This window comes from Streptomyces europaeiscabiei (assembly GCF_036346855.1).
Lineage (GTDB): Bacteria > Actinomycetota > Actinomycetes > Streptomycetales > Streptomycetaceae > Streptomyces > Streptomyces europaeiscabiei.
The window spans coordinates 3465719-3490199 of record NZ_CP107841.1 but is presented as its reverse complement, the minus strand read 5'-3'; the positions used below and the strand labels follow the sequence as shown (position 1 = coordinate 3490199).

Annotated in this window: 24 protein-coding genes; 12 read left to right on the top strand and 12 right to left on the bottom strand. The window is 70.9% G+C overall.

Annotation, left to right across the window (positions count from 1 at the left end; genetic code table 11):
- Positions 1-228 precede the first annotated feature (228 nt).
- Positions 229-822 carry a phosphohydrolase gene (locus tag OG858_RS15090; protein ID WP_086747276.1) on the bottom strand — a complete coding sequence of 198 codons (594 nt, stop codon included), beginning with the start codon at positions 820-822 and terminating at the stop codon, positions 229-231.
- 298 nt (positions 823-1120) lie between these two features.
- Here OG858_RS15090 and OG858_RS15085 point away from each other — a divergent pair, with 298 nt between their 5' ends.
- The 5 genes from OG858_RS15085 (at position 1121) to OG858_RS15065 (ending at position 5325) form a co-directional block, all read left to right on the top strand.
- A complete protein-coding gene (locus OG858_RS15085; RefSeq protein ID WP_086747277.1) occupies positions 1121-1351 on the top strand; it encodes a hypothetical protein in 231 nt (76 codons plus the stop codon).
- 29 nt (positions 1352-1380) lie between these two features.
- Positions 1381-2130 carry a DNA repair protein RecO gene (gene recO / locus OG858_RS15080; RefSeq protein WP_086747289.1) on the top strand — a complete coding sequence of 250 codons (750 nt, stop codon included), beginning with the start codon at positions 1381-1383 and terminating at the stop codon, positions 2128-2130.
- Positions 2131-2240: 110 nt separating this feature from the next.
- The gene (locus OG858_RS15075; protein WP_086747278.1) at positions 2241-3077 is read left to right on the top strand and encodes an isoprenyl transferase; all 837 of its coding nucleotides are present in this window, start codon (positions 2241-2243) and stop codon (positions 3075-3077) included.
- Positions 3078-3080: 3 nt separating this feature from the next.
- Positions 3081-3605, top strand: a complete 525-nt coding sequence (locus OG858_RS15070; protein ID WP_319064786.1) for a YcxB family protein — start codon at positions 3081-3083, stop codon at positions 3603-3605.
- Positions 3606-3960: 355 nt separating this feature from the next.
- The gene (locus OG858_RS15065; protein ID WP_327724021.1) at positions 3961-5325 is read left to right on the top strand and encodes a histidine-type phosphatase; all 1365 of its coding nucleotides are present in this window, start codon (positions 3961-3963) and stop codon (positions 5323-5325) included.
- Between the two features lie 76 nt (positions 5326-5401).
- On the opposite strand, the gene OG858_RS15060 is transcribed toward OG858_RS15065, so the two are convergent.
- The 4 genes from OG858_RS15060 to OG858_RS15045 form a co-directional block, all read right to left on the bottom strand.
- Positions 5402-5815: a Fur family transcriptional regulator gene (locus OG858_RS15060; protein WP_037699787.1), complete on the bottom strand. Its 414-nt coding sequence runs from the start codon at positions 5813-5815 to the stop codon at positions 5402-5404.
- 80 nt (positions 5816-5895) lie between these two features.
- The gene (locus tag OG858_RS15055) at positions 5896-6840 is read right to left on the bottom strand and encodes a metal ABC transporter permease (protein ID WP_086747281.1); all 945 of its coding nucleotides are present in this window, start codon (positions 6838-6840) and stop codon (positions 5896-5898) included.
- Between the two features lie 20 nt (positions 6841-6860).
- On the bottom strand, positions 6861-7628 hold the full coding sequence (locus OG858_RS15050; RefSeq protein ID WP_319123774.1) for a metal ABC transporter ATP-binding protein: 768 nt from the start codon (positions 7626-7628) through the stop codon (positions 6861-6863).
- Positions 7629-7647: 19 nt separating this feature from the next.
- Entirely contained in the window at positions 7648-8610 is a 963-nt protein-coding gene (locus OG858_RS15045) for a metal ABC transporter substrate-binding protein (RefSeq protein WP_086747283.1), read from the bottom strand.
- A 216-nt stretch (positions 8611-8826) separates the two neighbouring features.
- On the opposite strand from OG858_RS15045, the gene OG858_RS15040 reads away from it, so the two are divergent.
- Positions 8827-10209 (top strand): glycine--tRNA ligase, encoded by a 1383-nt coding sequence (locus OG858_RS15040; protein WP_037699777.1) that lies wholly within the window; start codon positions 8827-8829, stop codon positions 10207-10209.
- A 115-nt stretch (positions 10210-10324) separates the two neighbouring features.
- Here OG858_RS15040 and OG858_RS15035 read toward each other — a convergent pair whose 3' ends face one another.
- A complete protein-coding gene (locus OG858_RS15035; protein ID WP_086747284.1) occupies positions 10325-11461 on the bottom strand; it encodes an endonuclease/exonuclease/phosphatase family protein in 1137 nt (378 codons plus the stop codon).
- A gap of 212 nt (positions 11462-11673) precedes the next feature.
- On the opposite strand from OG858_RS15035, the gene OG858_RS15030 reads away from it, so the two are divergent.
- Entirely contained in the window at positions 11674-12624 is a 951-nt protein-coding gene (locus tag OG858_RS15030; protein ID WP_328544793.1) for a DUF4394 domain-containing protein, read from the top strand.
- Positions 12625-12741: 117 nt separating this feature from the next.
- On the opposite strand, the gene OG858_RS15025 is transcribed toward OG858_RS15030, so the two are convergent.
- The gene (locus OG858_RS15025) at positions 12742-13200 is read right to left on the bottom strand and encodes a VOC family protein (protein WP_086747285.1); all 459 of its coding nucleotides are present in this window, start codon (positions 13198-13200) and stop codon (positions 12742-12744) included.
- Between the two features lie 21 nt (positions 13201-13221).
- Between OG858_RS15025 and OG858_RS15020 the strand changes: the two genes are divergently transcribed.
- Both OG858_RS15020 and OG858_RS15015 read left to right on the top strand, forming a co-directional pair.
- The gene (locus tag OG858_RS15020; protein WP_319064781.1) at positions 13222-13893 is read left to right on the top strand and encodes a CGNR zinc finger domain-containing protein; all 672 of its coding nucleotides are present in this window, start codon (positions 13222-13224) and stop codon (positions 13891-13893) included.
- 41 nt (positions 13894-13934) lie between these two features.
- Positions 13935-14339: an SRPBCC domain-containing protein gene (locus OG858_RS15015; protein ID WP_256960262.1), complete on the top strand. Its 405-nt coding sequence runs from the start codon at positions 13935-13937 to the stop codon at positions 14337-14339.
- A gap of 13 nt (positions 14340-14352) precedes the next feature.
- On the opposite strand, the gene OG858_RS15010 is transcribed toward OG858_RS15015, so the two are convergent.
- The 3 genes from OG858_RS15010 to OG858_RS15000 all read right to left on the bottom strand — a co-directional run bounded on the left by OG858_RS15010 (position 14353) and on the right by OG858_RS15000 (position 16789).
- A complete protein-coding gene (locus OG858_RS15010; protein ID WP_037699770.1) occupies positions 14353-14559 on the bottom strand; it encodes a hypothetical protein in 207 nt (68 codons plus the stop codon).
- A gap of 170 nt (positions 14560-14729) precedes the next feature.
- Positions 14730-15257: a hypothetical protein gene (locus OG858_RS15005; protein WP_319259569.1), complete on the bottom strand. Its 528-nt coding sequence runs from the start codon at positions 15255-15257 to the stop codon at positions 14730-14732.
- 86 nt (positions 15258-15343) lie between these two features.
- The gene (locus OG858_RS15000; protein WP_328544794.1) at positions 15344-16789 is read right to left on the bottom strand and encodes an MFS transporter; all 1446 of its coding nucleotides are present in this window, start codon (positions 16787-16789) and stop codon (positions 15344-15346) included.
- 81 nt (positions 16790-16870) lie between these two features.
- On the opposite strand from OG858_RS15000, the gene dusB reads away from it, so the two are divergent.
- The gene (gene dusB, locus OG858_RS14995; RefSeq protein WP_086752749.1) at positions 16871-18013 is read left to right on the top strand and encodes a tRNA dihydrouridine synthase DusB; all 1143 of its coding nucleotides are present in this window, start codon (positions 16871-16873) and stop codon (positions 18011-18013) included.
- 112 nt (positions 18014-18125) lie between these two features.
- Entirely contained in the window at positions 18126-19307 is a 1182-nt protein-coding gene (locus OG858_RS14990; protein ID WP_328544795.1) for a polysaccharide pyruvyl transferase family protein, read from the top strand.
- 261 nt (positions 19308-19568) lie between these two features.
- On the opposite strand, the gene OG858_RS14985 is transcribed toward OG858_RS14990, so the two are convergent.
- Positions 19569-21509 carry an amylo-alpha-1,6-glucosidase gene (locus tag OG858_RS14985; protein WP_319259565.1) on the bottom strand — a complete coding sequence of 647 codons (1941 nt, stop codon included), beginning with the start codon at positions 21507-21509 and terminating at the stop codon, positions 19569-19571.
- Positions 21506-23095, bottom strand: coding sequence for an MGH1-like glycoside hydrolase domain-containing protein (locus OG858_RS14980; protein ID WP_319259562.1), 1590 nt, complete (start codon positions 23093-23095; stop codon positions 21506-21508). The genes OG858_RS14985 and OG858_RS14980 overlap by 4 nt, the downstream gene beginning before the upstream one ends.
- 155 nt (positions 23096-23250) lie before the next feature.
- Between OG858_RS14980 and OG858_RS14975 the strand changes: the two genes are divergently transcribed.
- Positions 23251-24471 carry an ROK family protein gene (locus OG858_RS14975; RefSeq protein ID WP_179201053.1) on the top strand — a complete coding sequence of 407 codons (1221 nt, stop codon included), beginning with the start codon at positions 23251-23253 and terminating at the stop codon, positions 24469-24471.
- Positions 24472-24481: the final 10 nt, after the last annotated feature.

Genomic DNA, 24481 nt, shown 5'->3' with positions numbered 1-24481 from the left:
TCCCATGACGCATGATGCGTCGGCGAGTTGTCGGAAAACGGGGGAACCAAAGGGAATCTTAGGTGGACGACGCGGAGATTCCCCATGTATGTGAGGACCACCTGTGACGATGCTGTGAGGACCCCCTGCGACGATGTGGCGCGGGAGTCGTGGGGTCTACGGGAGTACGGGCCTACGGGTGTACGGGTGTACGGGTGTACGGGTGTACGGGCCTACGGGTGTACGGGCCTACGGGTGTACGGGATGGTCGGCCTGGAAGGCCAGTCGCCGGTCCGCGTCCGCGCCGAGCGGGTCGAGCAGGGCGTCGAGGGCCAAGAACTCCTCCCAGGCGGGCCTGCCGCTCACCTCGGCCAGCCGCCCGACCACGAGGTCCTCCAGCTCCCGGACCCGTTTGTTCTTCCACACCTTGTCCGCGAGGGCGACCAGCAGGTCCTCCGTGCCGATCCCCGGCTCCGCCCACGCGGCATGCGTCACCGCGAACCTCGCCGACTCCGGCTCGACGCCGTGCTCCAGGAGCAGTCGGCGCCCGGCCTCCTCGTGTGCGGATCCTGGGCCCGACAGCTCCTCGATGTGCGCCGTCTTCCCGATGTCGTGCGTGGCCGCCCCGAAGAGCACGGCCGGACGGTCGAACGGCAGCTCCGGGTACCGCCGCTCCACCCAGTCGACCAGGTCGTACGCCACGTCGTGCACGAGCCGCAGATGTGCCACGAGCCGGGGTGGGGCGTCGAGGCTCCGCAGCAGCGCGACGGCCCGCTCCGGCAGTGGTCGCAGCGGAGGGTCGGTGACGGCGGTCAGCGGGTCGGTGGGACGCGACGAATGCACCGCATTTGTATACACGCCGTCCGGGTTCATCGACCAAGGCCCAACGCTTTTGTGCCGCCCCGAAGTTGTACAGGACAGACTCCCGCCGAGTTTAGACACGGCAGGTCACCAGGGAGATGCGAAGAGTGAAATCCGATGGTGTGGGGGAGCACCGTGAAAGCAGTGCGAGAAGGGTCCGGGGGACGGTACTCGGCGGGTGCGTCGAAGAGGCGGAGGATTTGGTGGAGGAATTGCGGCAGACGGCCGGAAAGGCAGGAATTGTTCTTCCTGAACCGGGCATTTCGGCGGCGGCCCTGCGGTGAGCGGTAACGGGAAGAAGCCGACGATCGGCACCTACGCGGTCGATATCCGCACCGGGAGGGTCGGCCGGGTCATGGGCCACGAGGGCCCGTACGTACAGCTGCGGCCGGTCGGCGGAGGGAGGGAATGGGACTGCGCCCCCGAAGCCGTACGGGCCGCCACGACCATAGAACGGCTGCGCGCGGCGACCGCGTACGAGAACGCCCGCAGCCGGGGCGAGGTCCCTTGAAGGGGTGACCGTAGGCGAGAATGGGCGGCATGAGCCTGTTCCGCGACGACGGAGTCGTCCTGCGCACCCAGAAGCTGGGTGAAGCGGATCGGATCATCACGCTGCTCACTCGTGGTCATGGACGGGTGCGGGCGGTGGCCCGGGGGGTGCGGCGGACGAAGTCGAAGTTCGGGGCGCGGCTGGAACCCTTCTCGCATGTGGACGTGCAGTTCTTCGCGCGGGGCAGCGAGCTGATCGGACGCGGGCTGCCCCTGTGCACCCAGAGCGAGACCATCGCTCCCTACGGCGGCGGCATCGTGAGCGACTACACCCGCTACACCGCCGGGACGGCCATGCTGGAGACGGCCGAGCGGTTCACGGACCACGAGGGCGAGCCCGCCGTGCAGCAGTACCTGCTGCTCGTCGGCGGGCTGCGCACCCTCGCCCGCGGCGAGCACGCGCCGCACCTCGTCCTCGACGCCTTCCTGCTGCGCTCGCTCGCCGTCAACGGCTACGCCCCCAGCTTCAGCGACTGTGCCAAGTGCGGCATGCCCGGCCCGAACCGGTTCTTCTCCGTCGCCGCCGGAGGGGCGGTCTGCGTGGACTGCCGGGTGCCCGGCAGCGTCGTACCCTCGCCGCAGACGCTGGAACTGCTCGCCGCGCTTCTTACGGGAGACTGGGAGACCGCGGACGCGAGCGAGCCGCGGCACGTCCGGGAGGGCAGCGGCCTGGTGTCCGCCTATCTGCACTGGCATCTGGAGCGCGGCCTGCGCTCGCTCCGGTACGTGGAAAAGTCGTAAGCAGCACAGAGTCGTCAACACGGCACGGTCGTCGAACGGCACGGTCGTCAAGCGACAGAGTCGTCAAGCACCGCAGAGTCGTAAAGCATCACAGAGGAGACGAGAAGCACATGGTGGTACGCGGGTTCCTGGGGCGTCAGCGCCGCGAGCACAAGGCACCGACGCCGCACCCGTCCGGCGCCCGCGCGCCCAAGCTCCCCGGCGAGCTGGTCCCCAAGCATGTGGCGATCGTCATGGACGGCAACGGCCGCTGGGCCAAGGAGCGCGGGTTGCCGCGCACCGAGGGCCACAAGGTCGGCGCCGAGCGCGTGCTCGACGTCCTCCAGGGCTCGATCGAGATCGGCGTGCGCAACATCTCGCTCTACGCCTTCTCCACCGAGAACTGGAAGCGCTCGCCCGACGAGGTCCGCTTCCTCATGAACTTCAACCGCGACTTCATCCGCAAGACCCGCGACCAGCTCGACGAGCTCGGCGTCCGGGTCCGCTGGGTGGGCCGTATGCCCAAGCTGTGGAAGTCGGTCGCCAAGGAGCTCCAGGTCGCCCAGGAGCAGACCAAGGACAACGACCTGCTGACGCTGTACTTCTGCATGAACTACGGCGGCCGCGCCGAGATCGCCGACGCGGCGCAGGCCCTCGCCGAAGACATCCGCGCGGGCCGGCTGGACCCCTCCAAGGTCAACGAGAAGACCTTCGCGAAGTACCTCTACTACCCGGACATGCCGGACGTCGACCTCTTCCTGCGCCCCAGCGGTGAGCAGCGCACCTCCAACTACCTGCTCTGGCAGAGCGCCTACGCCGAAATGGTCTTCCAGGACGTGCTGTGGCCGGACTTCGACCGCCGCGATCTGTGGCGCGCCTGCGTGGAGTTCGCCTCCCGTGACCGCCGCTTCGGCGGCGCCATCCCGAACGAGGAGCTGCTCGCGATGGAGGGCCGGACGGAGGACTGACCCTTGGCCGAGGCCGGTGGGGAGAACGTGGAGCTGGTGTACCGGGCGACGGTCGGGGACTTCCGCGAGGCGGTCCGCGCGTCCACGCGTGCGTCGGCCGTTGGCCGGTGGGGACAGGGGCTGCTGCTGTTCTCGGCCGGGGCGGGCGCGCTCGTCACGGTCCTGGCCCTGGCGTCGGGCGGTACGCCTGACGCCCAGGTCCTCGTGATGCCGGTGGCGGCGGTCGTCGGCCTCGTCCTGCTGCCCCGGTTCCAGGCCCGCCTCCTCCACCGGCGGGCGGCGGCCCGGGGGCTGCACCGCACCGTGCTGGACCTGTGGGGCGTGACCGTCGAGCACGACCACGGCACCGAACACCCGGCCCGCTGGTCACAGGTGTCCCGGTACGCGGAGACCCCGCACACCTTCGTCCTCTTCAGCGGGGCCCACGCGCCCCGCCTCACCGTGCTGCCGAAGCGCGGCCTGACGAACCCGGCCGACGCCGACCGGCTCCGCGCCGTCCTCGACCGCGAAGGTCTCACCCGGCTGTAGCGCGGTGCGAAGGCCTTGCCCGGATGCGGTGCGACGGCCGTACCCGGATGCGATGCGCCGCAGGTCCGGCCCCACCCGGCTGCCGCCCCACCCGGCTCCCGTGCGAAGGCCCGGCCCGGCCTGCGCGCTTGGCGCACGCCAGTGAGGCGCTTGGGGCGAACCATACTTTTCCGCCATGGCGCGTTCATGTCGTCCGCGGACCATGCAGGAGATCCCCGGTGATCACCCTGTCTCCCCAGCCTCCCCAGCCTCCCCAGCCTCCCCAGCCTCCCCAGCCTCCCCAGCCTCCCCAGGCTTCACAGTCTCCCCAGCCTCCCCAGGCTTCACAGTCTCCCCATGACGGAACGGTCCCACCATGAGACGCACCGCCCCCGCCCTGGCCCTCGGGCTCAGTGCCCTGCTGGTCGCCCCGCTGTCGGCGCAGGCCGCCGTCGGACACGCCTCGGCCACCACCCTCTCCTACGGGACGAAGGCCACGTACGCGCCGCAGCAGAAGGCCCGCTCCTACCGGAGCGCGCCCGAGGGCTTCGTCCCGGTGTTCACGGAGAACGTCTCCCGGCACGGCTCGCGCTCCGCGACCGACAGCTCGGACGGCGACCTGATCCTCGCGCTGTGGGACAAGGCGTCGAGCGAGGGGCAACTCACCGCGCGCGGGCGGGAGTTCGGACCCAGGGTGCGTGCGTTGCAGGCCGCCATGGCGAAGGTCGGGTACGGCAACCTCAGCGGGCGCGGCAGGCAGGAGATGCGTGACACGGCCACCCGGCTGGAGAAGCGGCTGCCGGGGCTGTTCCGGCGGATCGCCCAGGGCTCCGAGAAGATCGACGTGGTCAGCTCCGGGCAAGGACGGGCCGTCGACAGCGGCAACACCTTCGCCACCGCCCTCGGCGACGCCGCTCCGGCCGTCAAGCCGCTCATCGGCCCCGCCCGCACCGACAAGGACCTGCTGTACTTCCACAAGTCCTCCGGCGGCGCCGCCTACCAGACCTGGCTGGCGAACGACCGGCGGCTGGCGGACACGCTGGAGAGCATCAAGGACCAGCCGGCCACGGCCCGCGCCGCCAAGAACGTCCTGAAGAAGATATTCAAGCCGGCGTTCGTGCGGCGGATCGCCGCCGGTGAGTTCGCCTCCACCGGCAGCGCCGTCGACGCCGCCGAGGCCGTCTACAACCTCTACGCCATCGCCCCGGCGATGAGCGAGGAGAGCCCCGGAGGCAAGGGCTGGCACCTGGACCGGTACATCGCGCGGCGCGACGCCGACTGGTTCGGCTACCTCGGCGACGCCGAGGACTTCTACGAGAAGGGCCCGAGCTTCGCCGGCAGCGACATCACCTACGGGATGGCGAACGTCCTGCTCGACGACTTCTTCCAGCAGGTCGAGGCCAAGCGCGACGGGACGAGCGACCTGGGCGCCGAGCTGCGGTTCACCCACGCCGAGGAGATCATTCCGCTTGCCGCGCTGATGGGCCTGCCCGGCAGCACCGAGGCCGCGACCGCGGGGAAGCCGTACACCTACGCCGACAGCCCCTGGCGCGGCGCGAACGTGGCGCCGCTGGGCGCGAACATCCAGTGGGACGTCTTCAAGAGAGGCTCCACCTATCTCGTCCGGATGCTCTACAACGAGAAGGAGACCGCCTTCAAGAGCGGCTGCCGTCCGGTCTCGAAGAACAGCCCCTTCTACGAACTGAACGAGCTGGAGCGCTGCTTCGGACGCAAGGCCTAGCCGAAGCCGAAGCCGAAGCCGAAGCCGAAGCCGAAGCCGGGGCCGAAGCCGGGGCCAGGCTCGATGCCGGCCCGGCCTACGCGGTCTTCGCCGCGCACTCCGCGCAGGTGCCGAAGATCTCCACCGTGTGGGCGACGTTCACGAAGCCGTGTTCCGCGGCGATCGCGTCGGCCCACTTCTCGACCGCCGGGCCCTCCACCTCCACGGCCTTGCCGCAGACACGGCAGACGAGGTGGTGGTGGTGCTCGCCGGTCGAGCAGCGCCGGTAGACGGACTCGCCGTCGGAGGTGCGCAGGACGTCGACCTCGCCCGCGTCGGCGAGGGACTGCAGCGTGCGGTACACGGTGGTGAGCCCGACCGAGTCGCCCTTGTGCTTGAGCATGTCGTGAAGTTCCTGCGCGCTGCGGAACTCGTCGACCTCGTCGAGTGCTGCGGCCACAGCCGCCCGCTGTCGGGTGGAACGACCTCGTACGGGTCCGGCGGTCGTCACCGTTGCCTCCTCGCGTAGCGGTCTTGCGGGGGCCATTGTGCCAGTCCGCGCGGGCCCGATGAGTTACGGGCGGACGCCGGTCAGCCCGCGGACCCCTCGACGGAGCCCCGGCTGGCCGGAACCGTGTCCCTGACCACCTCCGCCCCGGCGGCCTCGCCGGGCTTCGGGATCACACAGACCGCCGGGTCGCCGGCGGCCGCTTCCAGGGCCTTCGCGCGCCGCCTGGCCAGCGGTGTCGCCAGCGCGGTGAGCACCATGAACACGGCGATGGCGAGCAGCACGATCGTCGCGCCGGGCGGTACGTCCCGGTAGTACGAGGTGACCGCGCCGCCGATCGTCACGGACACCCCGATGGCCACGGCGATCGCGAAAGTGGCCGCGAAACTGCGGGTGAGCTGCTGCGCGGCGGCGACGGGGACGACCATCAGCGCGGACACCAGCAGCAGGCCGACCACGCGCATGGCGACCGTCACGGTCACCGCCGCCGTGACCGCCGTCAGCAGGTTCAGCGCGCGCACGGGCAGGCCGGTGACCCGGGCGAACTCCTCGTCCTGGCTGACCGCGAACAGCTGCCGCCGCAGGGCCAGTGTCATCACGATCACGAACGCGGCCAGGATGCAGATCGCGGTGATGTCCTCCTGTGACACGGTCGACAGCGAGCCGAAGAGGAACGACATCAGGTTGGCGTTGGTCCCGCCGGGCGCGAGGTTGATGAGCATCACACCGCCCGCCATGCCGCCGTAGAAGAGCATGGCGAGGGCGATGTCGCCGCGCGTCCTGCCGTACCAGCGGATCAGCTCCATCAGCACCGAGCCCACCACGGCCACCAGTGTCGCCATCCAGACCGGGGACCACGACAGCATGAAGCCGAGGCCCACGCCCGTCATCGCGACATGGCCGATGCCGTCGCCCATGAGGGCCTGGCGGCGCTGGACGAGGTAGATGCCGATCGCGGGGGCGGTGATGCCGACGAGGACGGCGGCGAGCAGGGCCCGCTGCATGAAGGCGTAGTCGAGGATTTCCATCGTGAATGCCGTCTGCCTTCTCAGCTCAGCAGGCCCGTACGGACCGGCTCCGTGCCCGGTGCCGCGTGCGGGTGGACGTGGTCGTGGCCGGGCAGCGCGTGCTGGCCGACCGCCTTCGGGGGCGGGCCGTCATGGGTGACACAGCCGTCGCGGAGGACCACCGCGCGGTCGATCAGCGGCTCCAGCGGACCCAGTTCGTGGAGGACCAGCAGCACCGTCGTGCCCTTCGCGACCTGCTCGCGCAGGGTCGCGGCCAGCACCTCCTGGCTGGCCAGGTCGACGCCCGCCATCGGCTCGTCCATGATCAGAAGCTCGGGTTCGGAGGCGAGGGCGCGGGCGATGAGGACGCGCTGGTGCTGGCCGCCGGAGAGGGCGTTCACCGAGTCCTTGGCGCGGTCCGCCATGCCGACCATGTCCAGGGCACGCCGGATCGCCTCGTGGTCGGCCCTGCGGAGGATGCCGAGGCGGGTGCGGGAGAGCCGGCCCGAGGCCACGATCTCCGTCACCGTCGCCGGGACACCGCCCGCCGCCGTCGTGCGCTGCGGCACGTAGCCGAGGCGCCGCCAGTCGCGGAAGCGGCGGCGCGGGGTGCCGAACAGCTCGATCTCGCCGTCACTGAGCGGCACCTGCCCGATCACCGTGCGTACGGCGGTGGACTTGCCGGAGCCGTTGGCGCCGAGCAGCGCGACGACCTCACCGCGGTGAACGGTGAGGTCGATGCCGCGCAGGACCGTGCGCGAGCCCAGTTCTGCGCGGACGCCGCGGAGCGAGATGACGGGCTCGGTCATGCCTGCTGCCTCCGAGTGATCACTTGGCTCCCAGGGCGGTCCGGAGCGCCTTGAGGTTGGCTTCCTGCACCGAGAAGTAGTCCTTGCCGCGCGACTTCTCGGTGATGCCCTCGATCGGGTCGAGGACGTCCGTCTTGAGGTTCGCGTCGGCGGCGATGGTCTTCGCGGTCTTGTCGCTGACCAGTGTCTCGTAGAACACGGTGGTCACACCGTCGGCCTTCGCCATCTTCTCAAGTGCCTTGACCCGCGCGGCACTCGGCTCGGACTCGGGGTCGAGGCCGGAGATGGCCTCCTCGGTGAGGCCGTAGCGCTCGGCGAGGTAGCCGAAGGCGGCGTGGGTGGTGATGAAGACCTTGGTGTCGGTGGTCTTCAGACCGTTCTCGAACTGGTCGTTCAGCGCGCCCAGCTTCTCGACCAGGGCCTCGGTGTTGGTCTTGTAGGTGTCCGCGTGGTCCGGGTCGGCCTTCTCGAAGGCGGCACCGACGCCCTTGGCGATCTCCGCGTACTTCACGGGGTCGAGCCAGACGTGGGGGTCCTTGCCCGCCAGTTCCTCGTTCTCGTGCTCGTCGTGCTCCTCCGAGTGGCCGCCGACCTCGTTGCCGTGGTGTTCCATGGCCGTCAGTGTGGCGGCGTCGATCTTCGTCTTCAGCTCGGACTGCGCGACCGCGTCGTCCACGGAGGGCTGCAGACCCTTGAGGTAGAGCACGGCGTCCGACTCCTGGAGCGCGGCGGTCTGCTTGGCGCTGATCTCCAGGTCGTGCGGCTCCTGGCCGGGTTCGGTCAGACTGGTGACGTTCACGTACTTCCCGCCGATCTGCTCGGCGAGGAAGGCCATCGGGTAGAACGACGCGACCACGTCGAACTTGTCCGTGTTGCCGGCGGCGGCACTGTCGGTGGAGCAGGCCGAGAGCGTGGTGAGGCTCAGGGCGGCGGCCGCGGTCGCCGCCGCGGGTATCAGGAGTCGTCGTCGTACTACGTTCATGACAGTCATTTTCATCTTATCTGGAAACGATTGTCAACAAGCCTGGTGGTAAGCCCTTGGTAAGGCCTTTGTCCGGCTCTCGCCGTCTCCGTCTCCGAACCGATTTGATCGGAGGGGAGGCCCCGCCGGTAACCTGAGGCATTCGCTCTGAAGCGCGTTCGCTTCCCTCCAGGAGCGCAGCGCTTCGTCGCCCGTCGTCGTAATGAAGAGAGCACCGTGGCCGCCGACAAGATCGACACCATCGTCAGCCTGAGCAAGCGCCGAGGCTTCGTATTCCCCTGCAGCGAGATCTACGGCGGCCAGAAGGCCGCCTGGGACTACGGACCGCTGGGTGTCGAGCTCAAGGAGAACATCAAGCGTCAGTGGTGGCGCTACATGGTGACGTCGCGCGAGGACGTCGTCGGTATCGACTCGTCCGTCATCCTGGCCCCCGAGGTCTGGGTCGCCTCCGGCCACGTCGCCACCTTCTCCGACCCGCTCACCGAGTGCACCTCCTGCCACAAGCGGTTCCGCGCGGACCACCTGGAGGAGGCGTACGAGGCGAAGAAGGGCCGCCTGCCGGAGAACGGCCTCGCGGACGTTAACTGCCCCAACTGTGGCACCAAGGGCCAGTTCACCGAGCCCAAGCAGTTCTCGGGTCTGCTCTCCACCCACCTCGGCCCCACCCAGGACACCGGCTCCGTCGCCTACCTGCGCCCCGAGACCGCCCAGGGCATCTTCACCAACTTCGCCCAGGTGCAGACCACTTCGCGCCGCAAGCCCCCGTTCGGCATCGCCCAGATGGGCAAGTCCTTCCGCAACGAGATCACGCCCGGCAACTTCATCTTCCGCACCCGCGAGTTCGAGCAGATGGAGATGGAGTTCTTCGTCAAGCCGGGCGAGGACGAGAAGTGGCAGGAGTACTGGATGCAGGAGCGGTGGAACTGGTACACCGGCCTGGGCATGCGCGAGGAGAACATGCGCTGGTACGACCACCCGGCCGAGAAGCTCTCCCACTACTCCAAGCGCACCGCCGACATCGAGTACCGCTTCCAGTTCGGCGGCAACGAGTGGGGTGAGCTGGAGGGCGTCGCCAACCGCACCGACTACGACCTCTCCGCCCACTCCAAGGCCTCCGGCCAGGACCTGTCGTACTACGACCAGGAATCGAGCGAGCGGTACACGCCGTTCGTCATCGAGCCGGCGGCCGGTGTCGGCCGCACGATGCTGGCGTTCCTCCTCGACGCGTACACCGAGGACGAGGCGCCCAACGCCAAGGGCAAGCTGGAGAAGCGCACGGTGCTGCGGCTGGACCACCGCATCGCGCCGGTGAAGGTGGCGGTGCTTCCGCTGTCCCGCAACCCCGAGCTGTCCCCGAAGGCGAAGGGGCTCGCGACGGCGCTGCGGCAGAACTGGAACATCGACTTCGACGACGCGGGTGCGATCGGGCGCCGGTACCGTCGCCAGGACGAGATCGGTACGCCGTACTGCGTGACGGTCGACTTCGACACGCTGGACGACAACGCGGTGACCGTGCGTGAGCGGGACTCGATGAAGCAGGAGCGGGTGTCTCTCGACCAGATCGAGGGATACCTCGCGGGTCGGCTCGTCGGCGCGTGATGGTGGGAACCGGGTTCGCGTCCGCCTGGCTTGGGTGATCGACCGGCCGCGGGTTGTCCGTGGCTGGTCGCGCAGTTCCCCGCGCCCCTTACGGGGTGCGGGGAACTCGGCGTTTCTACAGGTCCAGGTCGGCGAAGAGAGCCGCGTGGTCCGAGGCCCTGGTGATCTTCGATGTCACGGTCTCGAACGACTCGAAGGTTCTCGGGGCCCAACCGCCGCGCCGCTCGACGTCGACGCCCTGGACCCGGGCCCACAGCTCTGGGGAGAACATGAGGTAATCGAGTTTCTGCTCGGGGGAGTTGCCGGTGCCGTGGGTGCCGGGGGTTCCCTCGTAGCTCCTGTGGGTCATCGCTTCCTTCAGGCCGGCGCGGCGCAGGGCCATGATCGGCGGGCTGTCGAAGAAGTCGTTGAGGTCTCCGGCAACCACGACGTGGGCCGAGCGCTTGAGTGCCTCCCGGTAGATCTTCCTGACCTCCTTGGCCTGCTTCAGACGCTTCTCGTCGTTCTGCTTGGCCGTGCCGAAGCCCTTGCTCTTCAAGTGGTTGCCGAGGACCCACAGGGAGTCGCCGCCCGGTAGCTCTATCTCGAACTCGGGGCAGTCCCGGCTGAAGACCGGATCGCCGCCCTTCTCGGTCCCGTCGAAGATGTGCGAGCGAACGGACCGGACGGGGAAGCGGCTGAGGATGCCCACGTCGATGCCCCGGCTGTCGTTGCCGTCGACCAGCAGGTTGTAGGGGTACGGGCGGGCGCCCGACGAGGCGCCCAGGATCTCGGTGTTGAGGATCTGGGTGTTGAAGCGGTCCAGCGTGAGCCGGTCCTCCACCTCGACCGTCAGCAGTATGTCGGCGTCGACCTCGGCTATCACCCGGGCGGTGTTCTCCACGGCGATCCGCCGGATGTCGCCCCGCTCGAGTTCGGCCCAACCAGCCCATGAAGAACGGCCGTTCGCGATCACTTTGACGACGGTCCGGTCGTCCGCGCCCTTGCTCGTCGTGTGCAACTTGGCGCCACCGCGGGGCTCGTTGACGATGATCGAACGCGGCTCGGCCCGGGTGCTGTTGTAGGTGTGTTCTTCCAGCAGTGCGGCGATCTTCCGCTTGTCCGGGGCCGTGTAGGGATCACGGTCGAGGAGGGAGACCAGAGTGGCGAAGTCCTCCAGGATCTTCTTGCGCCGCTCTTCGTCGGCGAGACCGAAGGCCTTGGGGCGCTGGAAGAGGTTCTCGGCGTTGAAGGTGGCGATACGGATGGTCATGGCGCCTCCTCGGGCGGCGCGGAGGTGACTGTGCGCCGACAACCCAAATTCTCCGAGAAGGGGTGAGCCGTGTCCAACGGAGCGTCATGGGGAATTTCCGGAACGAAGGGAGAAATATCCTGCCCGGGCACCAATCCACCCCGACCGCCGCTCCGAACGAGATGACATACGGCCCGCATGGGGCGGGTCCGCGCATCTTCACGGGGGCGTACATGCGCAAGCAAGCGATCATCGGCGTAATCACGATGGCGGTGGCGATCGGGACGGTCGGCGCGGTCGGGGCGGGGGCGCTGGGCGGATCGTCCGCGTCGGCGGGGTCGTCCGGGGCTTCGGAGGGCGACGCAGTGGCCGGCATCGAGTCCAAGGGCGGCAGCCCGGTGGGCGGGGCGAAGGTGCCCAGCGGCCTGAAGGCCATCGGTCTCACCGCCGACCAGCGGCTCGTCGTCTTCCGCGTCGACAGGCCCGGCGCCGCCGTCCCGCTCGGCAAGGTCGGCGGCCTCAAGGGCGACACGAGGCTCGTCGGCATCGACTACCGCGTCCAGAACAACAAGCTGTACGGCGTCGGCGACAAGGGCGGCATCTACACGATCCGCGAGGTGGGCGCCAAGGCCACCAAGGTCTCCCAGCTCACGGCCGCCCTCCAGGGCAAGGCGTACGGCGTCGACTTCAACCCCGCCGCCAACCGGCTCCGCGTCATCAGCGACACCGGCCAGAACCTCCGCCACAACCTCGACGACCCCCAGGGCGCCCCGGCCGCGGGCACCACGGCGGTCGACGGCACCCTCGGCAACCCGCCGGTCCCGCCCGCCACGGCCGGCGCCACCGCCCAGGGGGTGACCGGGGCGGCGTACACGAACAACGACCTCGACACCACCACCGCGACCACCCTCTTCGACCTCGACACCGCCCAGGACCAGGTCGCCGTCCAGTCCCCGGCCAACGCCGGCAACCTCGCCCCCACCGGCAGGCTCGGCGTCGACACCCCGCCGGACTCCGGGTTCGACATCTACAGCTCGACGAGGAGCGGCGTGAACGCCGGATACGCGGTGACGGGGGCGCAGGTGTTCAGCGTCGACCTGCTGACGGGGAAGGCGAGTCCGACCGGTGGCTTCCCGAAGAAGCGGCAGGTGATGGACCTGGCGATCCCGCTGCGACAGGGCTGACGGGTCCGGGGTGGGGGTCGATGGGTGCCCCCACCCCGGAACGGGGGCACGGCAGGGCACGGCAGGGCAGGGGAGGGCAGGGGAGTGCACGGCAGGGCGGGGAGCGGTCGGCCGCGCCTACGCCGCGCAGAACTCGTTCCCCTCCGGATCCCGCATCACCCACCAGTGCCCCGCCGGGCCCCTGTCGAACTCCTCGACGCGGGTGGCGCCCAGGGTTTCCAGGCGGGTGACCAGCGCGTCCAGGCCGCCGGGTCCGGCGTGGATGTCGATGTGGAGGCGGTTCTTGGCCGTCTTGGGTTCGGGGACGTCCTGGAAGAGGAGGCGGCGGCCCTTGCCGATGCCGGTGAACGGGTCGTACGGGTCGTCGGGGTGGCGGACCGCGGCGTAGCCGCGGAAGACGTGGTGGCCGTTGTGCTCGGTGACGGCGGTCTCGGGGAGGTCGCCCGTGGCGAGGAGATGGGTGACCAGTGTGCTCGGGTCCTCCACCTCGTACCCCAGCGCCGCGGCCCAGAAGTCGGCCAGGGGCTGGGCGTCCCGCGTGTCCACGACCAGTTTCCAGTTCAGTGCGGCAGTCATGTAACCGGTTATATTGGTTACATGGCTTTGTCGTCCAGGGCATCGACTTCGAAGGGGGTGTCGGGAGTGTCGGGCATCCGGCTGAGGTCCTACTCCGGGAACGTCTTCCGGTTCGATCCGGGCGCCCTCTGCCTGGAGCTGCTCGTCACCGGAGGTCCGGGCGCCCTGACGCGCTACGAGGTGTTGCACACCCCCGATGACCTGGTCGAATGGGTCGATCAGTCCCGGCTCACCCCCACGCCGCTCGCCCTGCGTGTCACGGAGGGCGACGTGGCGTACGCCCGGGGGCTGCGCGACGCGCTGACCCGTACGGTCGTCTCCCGCGTCGTCGGCGGCGGCCTCCCCGAGCTGGGTATAGCCCCGGCCGACACCGTCGATCTCGACCTCGTCAACGAAGCCGCCGCCCGACCGCCGCTCGCCCCCGCCATCGGCGCGGACGGCGCCCGGGGCTGGGCCGCCGGTACGGCGACCGGGGCGCAGCTCCTGTCCACGGTCGCCCGCGACGCCGTCGACCTCCTCACCGGGCCGTACGCGGAACGGATCCGCATGTGCGCCGGCGACCGCTGTTACCTCCTCTACGTCGACACCTCCCGCCCCGGCCGCCGCCGCTGGTGCTCGATGGAGCACTGCGGCAACCGCCACAAGGTCCGCGCCCACCGCGTGCGCCGCTCCGGGGCGGCGCCGGTCGAGTAGCGGTCCGGTCGAGCAGCAGTCCACGAGAAAGGGTGATCCTCATGACCATGCGATCCACCGGACTCACCAAGGGCGCCGGGTGGGAAGTCGGCGTCTCCCGCACCCTGCCCCAGTCACCCGCCGCCGTATGGGAGTTCATCAGCGGACCGCGCGGGCTGGAGCTGTGGCTCGGGGCCGGGGCGCGGCTCACTCCCGAGCGCGGCACCGCGTACGAGACCGACGCGGGCGACACGGGTGAGGTGCGCGGCTACCGGCCCGGTGACCGCATCCGCGTCACCTACGGCGAGACGACCGTCCAGGTCGCCGTCTCGGCGGCCGGCGGCGGCCGGACCGTACTCGTCTTCCACCAGGAACGCATGGCGAGCGCCGAGGAACGTGAGCGTCAACGGGCGCACTGGCGGCGGGTGATGGACCAGGTGGCCGAGGCCCTCGACGAACTGGCCTGACTGCCGAGGGCGACTACGAGCCCGCCGGGTCCACCGTCGCCTGGTGCGCCTCGGCGAGGTGTTCCTCGGCCTTCAGCCAGGGCAGGAACTGCGCGCCCTTGCGCCAGCCACAGGTGTCGCATCTGATCGTGCGCTGCACTCCCGAGCGCTGGACCCGCACTATGTGCTCCCGTCCGTGCTGGTCCCAGCGGCTCACCTTGCTCGTGTTGATCTGCTGCATGAGGCCGGTCTCCAGTCGACACTTCGGGGATCTGCGTCCGTGCTTCGGGGATCTGCGTCCGTGAGGAGTGTGCAGCAAGACCAACATCAACAGGGGAAGTCGGACGGGGAGTTCGCTGAGTTCGCCCGGCGGTCGGCGCCCCGCGCCCGGGGCACACCCCACAACTCGGGTCACATGTACGTGAAATACCGCTCCGCCCAGACCACCGGCGGTTCCGCCTCGTCCTCGCCGTCGTCCTCGCCGATGGCCGAGATCCCCGCCCATGTCTCGGCGGGGATCTCCGGGCCGACCGGTAGGGACGGCCCGTCATAGGGCTCCTGGAGCAGCGTGAGCGGCACGAAGACGCACCCTGCCGCCGTACAGACCTCGTCGAGCCAGGTCACGACCTCCTCGGTCAGCCCCCGCGTGGGATCGGGCTCGGACCAGTCGCCCGTTTCCGCGATGACGAAGTGGCCGAAGTTGCTCAGCGTCACCCGCAGGGGCCGGCCGAGGCCTGTCGCCTCCACGGGGACCGAGATCAGGCCGTAGGCACTGGAGTCCTGGTGCAGACCACTCCGGCAGGAAGACCCGAAGCGTTCCCCGACCGCGCGGGCGAGATCGGCGAACTTGCCTGCCGAGGTCTTCGGGTCGAAGTCCCGGGGGCGTTCGAGGTGGTGGGGGTCGTCGCACTCTCTCAGGAGCGCCCGGATCCGGTCCATGGGAAGCAAGCGTGCGCCCTCCGGGTTCTGGCCCGTTCCCGTTCCCGTTCCCGTCCTGCGCCGGCCTGTCCGGTCCGGCGCGGTGGTCAGCCAGAAGCCGGGGCGGCCTGCCGGACCTCGGGCGACTCCAGCCGTTCGGCCGTCCGGTCGGCGGTGCCCCGGGCCCATGCCCCGGTGGTCAGCGCTCCCAGCACCAGGACGGCGAAGCCGCACGCCGCGACGATCCACCAGGCGGGGCGTGCCGCCGACACGAACGAGTCGGCGTACGAGGACGAGCCGATGCCCGCCGCCAGTACCGCGCCGATCACCGCGACGCCCAGCGTCTGGCCGATCTGGCGGCTGGTGGAGGCGACCGCGGCGGCGACACCGGCCTGGGCGCGCGGCATCCCGGACACGGCCGTGTTGGTGATGGGCGCGTTGACGAAGCCGAAGCCGAGGCCGAAGAGGACGTAGCCGATGACGAGGGTGACGTTCCCGGTCTCGGCCTCGAACGCGGCGAAGAGCACCCCACTGGTGGTCATCGCCACCCCCGCGACCAGCAGCGGCAGCCGCGGCCCCCGGCTGCCGACCAGCCGTCCGGCGACCGGCGCGCAGACGAAGCACAGGATCGCCATCGGGAGCATCCACAGACCGGCGTGCAGGGCGTCGAGGCCGCGCACGTTCTGCAGGTACAGGGTCGACAGGAACAGGAAACCGCCGAGTGCGGCGAACGCGCTGACCGCGATCACCGTCGCCCCGCTGAACGGCGCCGAGCGGAAGAAGCGCAGCTCGACGAGGGGTTCCTCGCGGCGGGGCTCGTACCGCAGGAGGCCGAGCAGCGCGGCGAGACAGACCCCGCCGAGGGCGAGGGTCTCGGCGAGCGGCGCGGTCGGCGCCTCGATGATCGCGTACGTGAGGGAGCCGAGCAGCGTGATGACGAGGAGCTGTCCGACGGGGTCGGGGCGGCGGGGCTTGGGGGCGCGGGACTCGGGGACGTACCGCCAGGTCAGCAGGAGCGCGGCCAGACCGACCGGCAGGTTGATCCAGAAGATCGAGCGCCAGCCGACGGAGTCCACGAGGACGCCGCCGATGATCGGCCCCGCGGCCATCGAGATGCCCACGACCGCTCCCCAGACGCCGATCGCACGGGCCCGCTCGCGCGGCTCCGTGAACGTGTTGGTGATGATCGACATGGCGACCGGGTTGAGCATCGAGCCGCCGACCGCCTGCACCATGCGGAAGGCGACCAGTGATTCGAGGTTCGGGGCGAGGGAGCAGAGCACCGAGCCGGCCGTGAAGACGACCAGGCCCGCCATGAACACCCGCTTGCGGCCGAGCCGGTCCGCGGTGGAGCCGGCCAGCATCAGCAGGGCCGCCAGGACCAGGGTGTAGGCGTCGATCGTCCACTGCATGCCCGCGAGGCTCGCGTTCAGGTCGCGCTGCATCGAGGGAAGGGCGACGTTCAGGACGGTGTTGTCCAGGCTCACGATCAGGAGGCTGGTGCAGCAGATCGCGAGCACGAGCAGACGGTGGCGGCGGCTGAGCTCGGGCATGCGGACCATCGTACGCCCGACTCAATAGTGCGCCTAACTAATGAATCGCGGGCATGCGTCCATGTGCGTGACAATGGGGCCATGTCCACGCCCGTGTCCTCCTTGCGGATCGGTCCGCACGCCGTCACCCCGCCCGTCGTCCTGGCCCCCATGGCCGGCATCACGAACGCGCCCTTCCGCACCCTGTGCAGGGAGTTCAGCGGCGGCAAGGGCCTGTTCGTCAGCGAGATGATCACCACGCGGGCGTTGGTCGAGCGCAACGAGAAGACCATGCAGCTGATCCACTTCGACGCGACCGAGAAGCCGCGCTCGATCCAGCTGTACGGCGTGGACCCGGCGACCGTCGGCAAGGCCGTCCGCATGATCGCGGAGGAGGGGCTCGCCGACCACATCGACCTCAACTTCGGCTGCCCCGTCCCGAAGGTGACCCGCAAGGGCGGCGGCTCGGCCCTCCCGTACAAGCGGCACCTGCTGCGCGCGATCCTCCGTGAGGCCGTGAGCGGCGCGGGTGACCTCCCGGTCACGATGAAGATGCGCAAGGGCATCGACGACGACCACATCACCTACCTCGACGCCGGCCGCATCGCCGTCGAGGAGGGCGTCACCGCGATCGCCCTGCACGGCCGCACGGCCGCCCAGCACTACGGCGGCACGGCCGACTGGGAGGCCATCGCCCGCCTCAAGGAGCACGTCCCCGAGATCCCGGTCCTCGGCAACGGCGACATCTGGTCCGCCCAGGACGCCCTGCGGATGGTCCGGGAGACGGGCTGCGACGGGGTGGTCGTCGGGCGCGGCTGTCTGGGGCGGCCCTGGCTGTTCGCGGACCTGGTCGCGGCCTTCGAGGGCCGGACGGACGACATCGCGGCGCCGTCCCTCCGCGAGGTCGCCGACATCATGGTCCGGCACGCCACCCTGCTCGGCGAGTGGATCGGCGACGAGTCCAAGGGTGTCGTCGACTTCCGCAAGCACGTGGCCTGGTACCTGAAGGGCTTCGCGGTCGGCTCCGAGATGCGCAAACGTCTCGCCATCACCTCCTCCCTCGCCGAACTCCGTACCGGACTCGACGAGTTGGACCTCGACCAGCCCTGGCCCACCGGCGCGGACGGCCCGCGCGGCCGCACCTCCGGCAACAACCGCGTCGTCCTGCCGGACGGCTGGCTCAAGGACCCGTACGACTGCGCGGGCGTGGGCGAGGAAGCCGAGCTGGACACGTCCGGGGGTTAGCAACGGGCTTGCCTGGAGGACTGGTTGCCCTGTTCTGCCGCTTTTCCGGTCGTTGTGCGGCCGGTTTCCGTCATCTCGGAATGAGTAGGAAATGTCCGGGTAGTGCGTTTCGGTGTGCGGAGCGAATGAGACACCGAAGAAGCCTGCGGCGAACCGGGCGAGGAGGCCCTCGAAGCGGCCGGCGCGGAAACCGCCGGCGCAGCCGGGCAAACCCTCCCGGCCCCCCGCCCCGTACGCCCCGCCCCCGGCCTACGTCCCGCACTGCGCCCACTACGTCTCGTACGTCCTCACCGTCCTGGACCGGCTGGTGCCGGCCGGCACCCGGTGCGCGGTCATCGGCGCCCCGCTGAACTCCAACGTCGGCGACAGCGCGATCTGGCTTGGCCAGCGCGCGCTGCTCGGCGCGCTCGGGGCCGAGGTCCGCTACGCCTGCGACCTGATGTCGTACGACCCCGGGCACCTGGCGGCCTGTCTCCCGGACGGCCCGATCATGCTGACGGGCGGCGGCAACCTGGGGGACCTGTGGGAGGACAGCCAGCTCCTGCGCGAACGGGTGCTGCGCGACTTCCCGGACCGCCGGATCGTCCAGCTGCCCCAGTCCGTGCACTTCACGGACCACACCAACCTCACCCGCGCCCGCCGCGTGTTCGACGCCCACCCCGACCTCACGCTGCTGCTGCGCGACCGGCACAGCCTGCACCGCTGCCGCACGGTCTTCGAGGCCCCCGCGCTGCTCGCCCCCGACCTGGCCTTCGCCGTGCCGCCGGACGCGCTGGCCGGCGGCACGGTCGCCCATGACGTCGTCTGGCTGGCCCGGGAGGACAAGGAATCGGCGAAGGGCCCACCGGCCGGGCCGGGCGCTTTCCGCGGGCAGCAGGGCGGCCCTTACGTCTTCGACTGGGCCCGGGAGGGCGCCGACCTCGACTGGCGGCAGGCCAAGGAGGCGCTGTGGCGAGGCAGGGCCCGCGCCCTGTGCCGGGCCGGCTCCGGCGACCCGCCCGGCGCCGTCCCCGCCCTCCTCGCCGCCTACGACGGCCTCGCCCGCCTCCAACTGGCCCGAGGCTGCCGTCTGCTGACCGCCGGCCGGGTCGCCGTCACCGACCGCCTGCACGGTCATGTCCTGGCCCTCCTCCTCAGCCTCCCCCACGTCCTGGTGGCCGACCGCTACGGCAAGATCCGCAGCTACTGGGACACCTGGACGACCCACCGCCCCACGACCACCGAGTGGGCATGGACGGAGGCGGAGGCGAGGCGGACGGCGGGAAGGCTGCTGGCGGGCCTCCGGGCCCCGTAAGGGGCGCGGGGAACTGCGCGACCAGCCACGACGTACTTGCGGGCCGCGGAACGCCCGCTCTTCAACGGCGATTGCGCCCCCCAGATGGGCTTGGACGGAGACGGAGGCAGGCGGCTTTTGGCGGGTCTGTGGGCCGAAGGCAAGGGGCGTAGCCCCGTGCTTGTCAGGGGCGCGGGGAACTGCGCGACCAGCCACGACGCACCCGCACCCCGCCAATCACCACCACCCCAACGGCGCCCAACAGCTCACCCAGCGGAGCGACTACGCTCCGCCCACCGCGGTCAACAGCGCCAAGGGAGCCGCCGCGGACCGCGACTCCCGCACACACGCGTGCGGATACGGCACCGGCTCCGGATGCGTGTCCCTCCCGTACCCGGCCAGCACCTCCGGCAGCCGATGCCCCGCCGCCGTCGCCGCGTCGACCATGCCGGAGGCCACCGCCCGCGCCTCGTCGTGCAGCCCGTACCGCGCGAGCCCCAGCGTGATCAGTGCGTTGTCGTGGGGCCAGACCGACCCCCGGTGATACGACAGCGGGTGGTACGCGGGCTGCCCGGAGGCCAGCGTCCGCACACCCCACCCGGAGAAGAAGTCGGGCTCCAGCAGCCGTCGCCCGGCCAGCTTCCCGTACTCCTTGTCCAGCAGCCCCGACCACAGCAGATGCCCCGCGTCCGAGGCGAGGGCGTCGACCTGCCTGCCCTCGCTGTCCAACGCCAGCGCGGGGAAGCCGTGTCCGGGCATCCAGAAGTCCCGCTGGAAACGGTCGCGGAGGTCGCTCGCGGCCTGTTCCAGGAGCGCCGCGTACACCTCGTCCTCCCAGACCGTGCGGGCCAGCACGGCGGTGCGGCGCAGCGCGTCGTACGCGTAGCCCTGCGCGCCTGCCGCCATCACGGGGCCGGCGGCGGGCCGGCTGCCGTCGGCGGAGCAGATCGAGCCGGGGGAGTCCTTCCAGTTCTGGTTGGCGAGACCGCCCTGGTCGGCGCGGTAGACGAGATAGCCGCGCGAGGTGAGCCCGCCGTGGTCCAGCATCCAGCCGATCGCGGCCCGCGCGTGGGGTTCCAGGCGGCGGGCCAGCGTGACGTCCCCGGTCTGTTCCACATACGCGCCGAGCAGGACGAGGAACAGCGGGGTCGCGTCCACCGAACCGTAGTAACGCCCGTACGGCACCTGCCCGAAGTGCGCCAGCTCGCCGTGCCGCACCTCGTGCACGATCTTGCCGGGCTGGGCCACCGAGTCCACGCCCACCTCGGTCGCCTGGGCCGCGGCGAGTGCGAGCAGCGTGGCGGCGGCCGGCTCCGGTCGGTAGGGGAGCGTGAAGAGGGAGGTCAGCAGGGCGTCCCGGCCGAGGAGGGTGAGGAACCAGGGTGCTCCGGCGGCGGGTACGCGCAGGGTTTCGCCCTCCGGGCCGGTCGCCGGCACCTGGAGGGCGGCGAGATCGGCGAGGCCGCGCGCACAGGCCGCGGCCAGCTCCGGCCAGCCGGTGGGGAAGGCCACGCCCTCCATGAACTCGCCCTCCAGCGCGAGGAGCTGGTCCTGCACTGCGGCGGGTGAGCGCGGTACCCGCAGCGCCCGCCGGTTGCCGTGCGGCCGCGCCATCACCCGGCAGGTCAGCTCCACCGAACCGTGTGGTGCTACATCGAGGGCCCAGACGAGGCGCCGCGCCCCTGTCCCGGTCTCCTCGACACTGTCCGGAGCGGGCTCGGCCGTCACCGTCGTACAGGACCGCCACTCGCCGCGCCGATAGCTGAACTCCACACCGTCGTCGAGGACCTCACGCTTCCTGACGACGCCGCTCTTGGCGTAGGTGCGGAAGTCGGAGCGCAGCTCGAACTGGTCGGTGAAGTCGGCGTCCGCGGTGATCGCGATCCGGACGGTCGTCGCCACCGGGCGGTTGCTGGTGACGCGCAGCGTCTCCACGAACGCGCTGTCGGAGACGGCCTGTTCGCGGAAGAGCGTGTATGCGGGCGGCTCCTGGCGGCCGCCCCGGGGGACGAGCACACAGCGCGCGGTGTCGCCGTCGGCGACCGGTGTGAGCGTCTCGGGGACAGCGCCGTCGACGGTCAGCTGCCACCGGCTCAGATGCCGGGCGTCCCGGACGAACAGCCCGTCCGGTGAACTGCCGCCCCGCACCCCGCTGATGTCGCCGCCGTCGCTCACGGCGGCGAACGTCCCGCCGCGCACGAGCAGGTGATGCCGGTCCGTCATTCCCGGTCCCCTCCCTGGTCACTCATGCCGAACACGACCTCGTTGTCGTGATGCCGTTCGTCGTGCCGTTCGTCGTTCGGTCCGTGGCGCGGTCCGTCGTTCGGTCCGTCGTTCGGTCCGTGGTGCCGCTCATGGCCGTCGAGGTGCTGCCCATGCTCGTCCCGCCGGCCGCGATCGTGGCCGTGGTCCCGGTCGTCCTGGTGCAGCAGGTCGAGGGCGAGCGCGGCGGTCCAGCCGAAACCGAGCGCTCCGCAGGCCTCGCCGGTGTACGGGTCCACGTACTCGGCGAACCCGGACGCCTCCGCTGTCTCCAGCAACGCCGTCCGCAGCGCGTCGGCCCGCCCCCGCTCCCCGTGCAGCCTGAGCCCCCGCTCCAGCATCCAGTTCGTGTTGAACCACGCGGGCCCACGCCAGTACCGGTGCGGATCGAACGCCTCGCCGGTCAGGTCGTACGACGGCACGAGCCGGGTGGCGTCGCCGAGCCCGAAGTGCGGGCCGTGGACCGTCCGGACGAGGGCGGCCGTGATGTCGCGGGGGAGGCCGGGGAGCAGGAGGGGGAGGAGGCCGGAGACGCCGCGCTCGGGGAGGAGGGCGTCCGTGGTGACGTCCCGGCAGAAAAACATCTCCTCCGCCGGGTCCCACAGCCGCTCCACCAGCGCCGCCGTCAGGCGTTCCGCGCGCTCGTGGCGGGCCGTCCCCGGTGCGCCCAACTCCTTGGCGATGCGGGCGAGGGCGTGCTCGGAGGTGATGAGGAGGGCGTTGAAGGCCGGGTCCTCGACGGCGAACCCGCCCTGTCCGTCGGTATACCCGGCGTCCCGGTAGTCCGCCGCCAGCCGCACGTACCGCCCGTAGTCCAGATCCGTCGGCCGGTCCTCGGCCGCGCCGTGGTCGAGGTCGGCCCGGCGGAAGGAGCGGGCTGGGGCCGGGGTGATGCGGGCGAGGGGCGCGTCCCAGGTGGGGCTGTTGTCCATGCCCTGCTCCCAGGGGTGGACGACGGACGTCAGTCCGCCCCCGCCCAGGTCGCGGCGGTGCAGCAGATAGCGGTGCCAGGCCGCCAGCCGCGGATACACCCGGGACAGGAAGCCACGCGCCCGGGACAGTCCGGGGTCCGCCCGGTGCACCAGCCACGCCGCCAGCGCGTGCACCGGCGGCTGCACGATGCCCGAGGTCTGCGTGGAGCACGGGGCGCCCGCGGCGCGCCCGGCGGTCGAGGAGCGCCAGAAGTCGGGGCTCGGGAAGTACGCGTCGAGCGGTACGGAGGGGTTGAAGACGATGTGCGGGATCCGTCCGTCGCCCCACTGCGCCGCGAGCAGCGTCTCCAGCTCGGTCTGCGCCCGCAGCGGCGACAGATGACGCAGCCCGATCGCGATGAACGCCGAGTCCCACGACCACTGGTGCGGATACAGCTTGCGCGACGGCACCGTGGACCGGCCCGTCCAGTTGGCGGCCAGCACCTCCGCCGCCGCACGGTGCAGCGAACCGGCCGATCCGGTCACCGCCGCCGGTGCGGCCGGATCGTATACGTCGCCGCCGACGTGCGCGGCGGTGCCCGGTCGACGGGCGGTGAGCTGGGTGGTGCGGTCCACGCAGGGCTCCCTGAGGACAAGGTGCCGACCGGTTCGGCAGTGGCTACCGTAGGGTTACGTCTACTTAACACGCAAAACTCAATATGTAATGCAGAGTTGGTGAACGCAAGAGGGTGCGCGGGAATGAATCCCCGAGGGGCCGCGACAATGGCGGCATGAGCAGAAGGGCCGTGAAGGTGGGCAGTCATGCCGGTGCCGGAGATCTGCTGGAGCTGGTCCGCAGCGGCCGGGCCACCACGCGTGGCGCGCTCCAGCAGGCCACCGGCCTGTCCCGGGCGACCGTCGGCCAGCGCCTTGACCGTCTCTTCCGCGCGGGCTGGCTCCGCGAGGGCGTCGGCGGCCCCGTCGACTCCCCGCTCGGCGGCCGCCCTTCCATCACCCTGGAGTTCGACGACGCACACGCGCTCGTCCTCGCCGCCGACCTCGACACCCGCCACGCCCGCGCCGCCGTCCTCTCCCTCACCGGCGAGATCCATGCCGAACACACCGGCACCCTGGTCATCGACGAGGGCCCCGACGCCGTGCTGGACGAACTCGGCGGCTGGTTCGCCGAGTTGCTGGAGAAGGCGGGCCGCCCGGCGGACGCGGTCTGCGGGATCGGTCTCGCCGTGCCCGGCCCGGTGGACACCGACACCGGCCGTGTCGTCCAGCCGCCGATCATGCCCGGCTGGGACGGCTACGACATAAGAGGCCGCCTCGCCCGCGCCTTCACCGAACACGCGGCCGGCCCGGTCGGTGTCCCGGTCCTCGTCGACAACGACGCCAACCTCATGGCGTACGGCGAACAGCGCGCCGGATACGCCGACTGCTCGGCGTTCGCACTGGTCAAGGTGTCCACGGGTATCGGCGCGGGTGTGGTGGTCGGGGGCTCGATATACCGGGGCATCGACGGCGGCGCCGGCGACATCGGCCACATCCGGGTCCCGCAGGGCGCGGACGCGCTGTGCAAGTGCGGCTCGTACGGCTGTCTCGCGGCGGTCGCGAGCGGCGGCGCCGTGGCGCGACGGCTGGCGGAGGCAGGGGTTCCGGCGGCCTCGGGATCGGACGTGCGGGACCTGCTGACCGCCGGGCACCCCGGGGCGACGGCGCTCGCGCGGGAGGCGGGCCGGGTCGTCGGGGACGTCCTGGCGACGGTCGTGACCCTGCTGAACCCGGGCGTTCTGATGATCGCCGGGGATCTGGCCGGAACCCCCTTCCTCACGGGCGTACGCGAACTGCTCTACCAGCGGGCCCTGTCCCGCTCCACGGCCCACCTGGACGTGGTGACCTCCAGGCTGGGGGAGCGGGCGGGCCTGGTCGGGGCGGGCGCGCTGGTCGTCGAGTACCTGTACGCGCCGGAGCGGGCCGAGGCGCGGCTGGTGGCGCTGGGGGTGTGAGCCGGGCGGA

Excerpts from the sequence above, each read along its gene's own strand:
- OG858_RS15005 (WP_319259569.1), bottom strand. The coding sequence starts at position 15,257 with ATGGACCGGATCCGGGCGCTCCTGAGAGAGTGCGACGACCCCCACCAC.
- OG858_RS14975 (WP_179201053.1), top strand. The coding sequence starts at position 23,251 with ATGAGCAGAAGGGCCGTGAAGGTGGGCAGTCATGCCGGTGCCGGAGAT.
- OG858_RS15015 (WP_256960262.1), top strand. The coding sequence starts at position 13,935 with ATGACCATGCGATCCACCGGACTCACCAAGGGCGCCGGGTGGGAAGTC.
- OG858_RS15050 (WP_319123774.1), bottom strand. The coding sequence starts at position 7,628 with ATGACCGAGCCCGTCATCTCGCTCCGCGGCGTCCGCGCAGAACTGGGC.
- OG858_RS15075 (WP_086747278.1), top strand. The coding sequence starts at position 2,241 with ATGGTGGTACGCGGGTTCCTGGGGCGTCAGCGCCGCGAGCACAAGGCA.
- OG858_RS15035 (WP_086747284.1), bottom strand. The coding sequence starts at position 11,461 with ATGACCATCCGTATCGCCACCTTCAACGCCGAGAACCTCTTCCAGCGC.
- OG858_RS15010 (WP_037699770.1), bottom strand. The coding sequence starts at position 14,559 with ATGCAGCAGATCAACACGAGCAAGGTGAGCCGCTGGGACCAGCACGGA.
- OG858_RS15020 (WP_319064781.1), top strand. The coding sequence starts at position 13,222 with ATGGCTTTGTCGTCCAGGGCATCGACTTCGAAGGGGGTGTCGGGAGTG.
- OG858_RS14985 (WP_319259565.1), bottom strand. The coding sequence starts at position 21,509 with ATGACGGACCGGCATCACCTGCTCGTGCGCGGCGGGACGTTCGCCGCC.
- dusB (WP_086752749.1), top strand. The coding sequence starts at position 16,871 with ATGTCCACGCCCGTGTCCTCCTTGCGGATCGGTCCGCACGCCGTCACC.
- OG858_RS15055 (WP_086747281.1), bottom strand. The coding sequence starts at position 6,840 with ATGGAAATCCTCGACTACGCCTTCATGCAGCGGGCCCTGCTCGCCGCC.
- OG858_RS15000 (WP_328544794.1), bottom strand. The coding sequence starts at position 16,789 with ATGCCCGAGCTCAGCCGCCGCCACCGTCTGCTCGTGCTCGCGATCTGC.
- OG858_RS15025 (WP_086747285.1), bottom strand. The coding sequence starts at position 13,200 with ATGACTGCCGCACTGAACTGGAAACTGGTCGTGGACACGCGGGACGCC.
- OG858_RS15065 (WP_327724021.1), top strand. The coding sequence starts at position 3,961 with ATGAGACGCACCGCCCCCGCCCTGGCCCTCGGGCTCAGTGCCCTGCTG.
- recO (WP_086747289.1), top strand. The coding sequence starts at position 1,381 with ATGAGCCTGTTCCGCGACGACGGAGTCGTCCTGCGCACCCAGAAGCTG.
- OG858_RS15045 (WP_086747283.1), bottom strand. The coding sequence starts at position 8,610 with ATGAACGTAGTACGACGACGACTCCTGATACCCGCGGCGGCGACCGCG.
- OG858_RS15030 (WP_328544793.1), top strand. The coding sequence starts at position 11,674 with ATGCGCAAGCAAGCGATCATCGGCGTAATCACGATGGCGGTGGCGATC.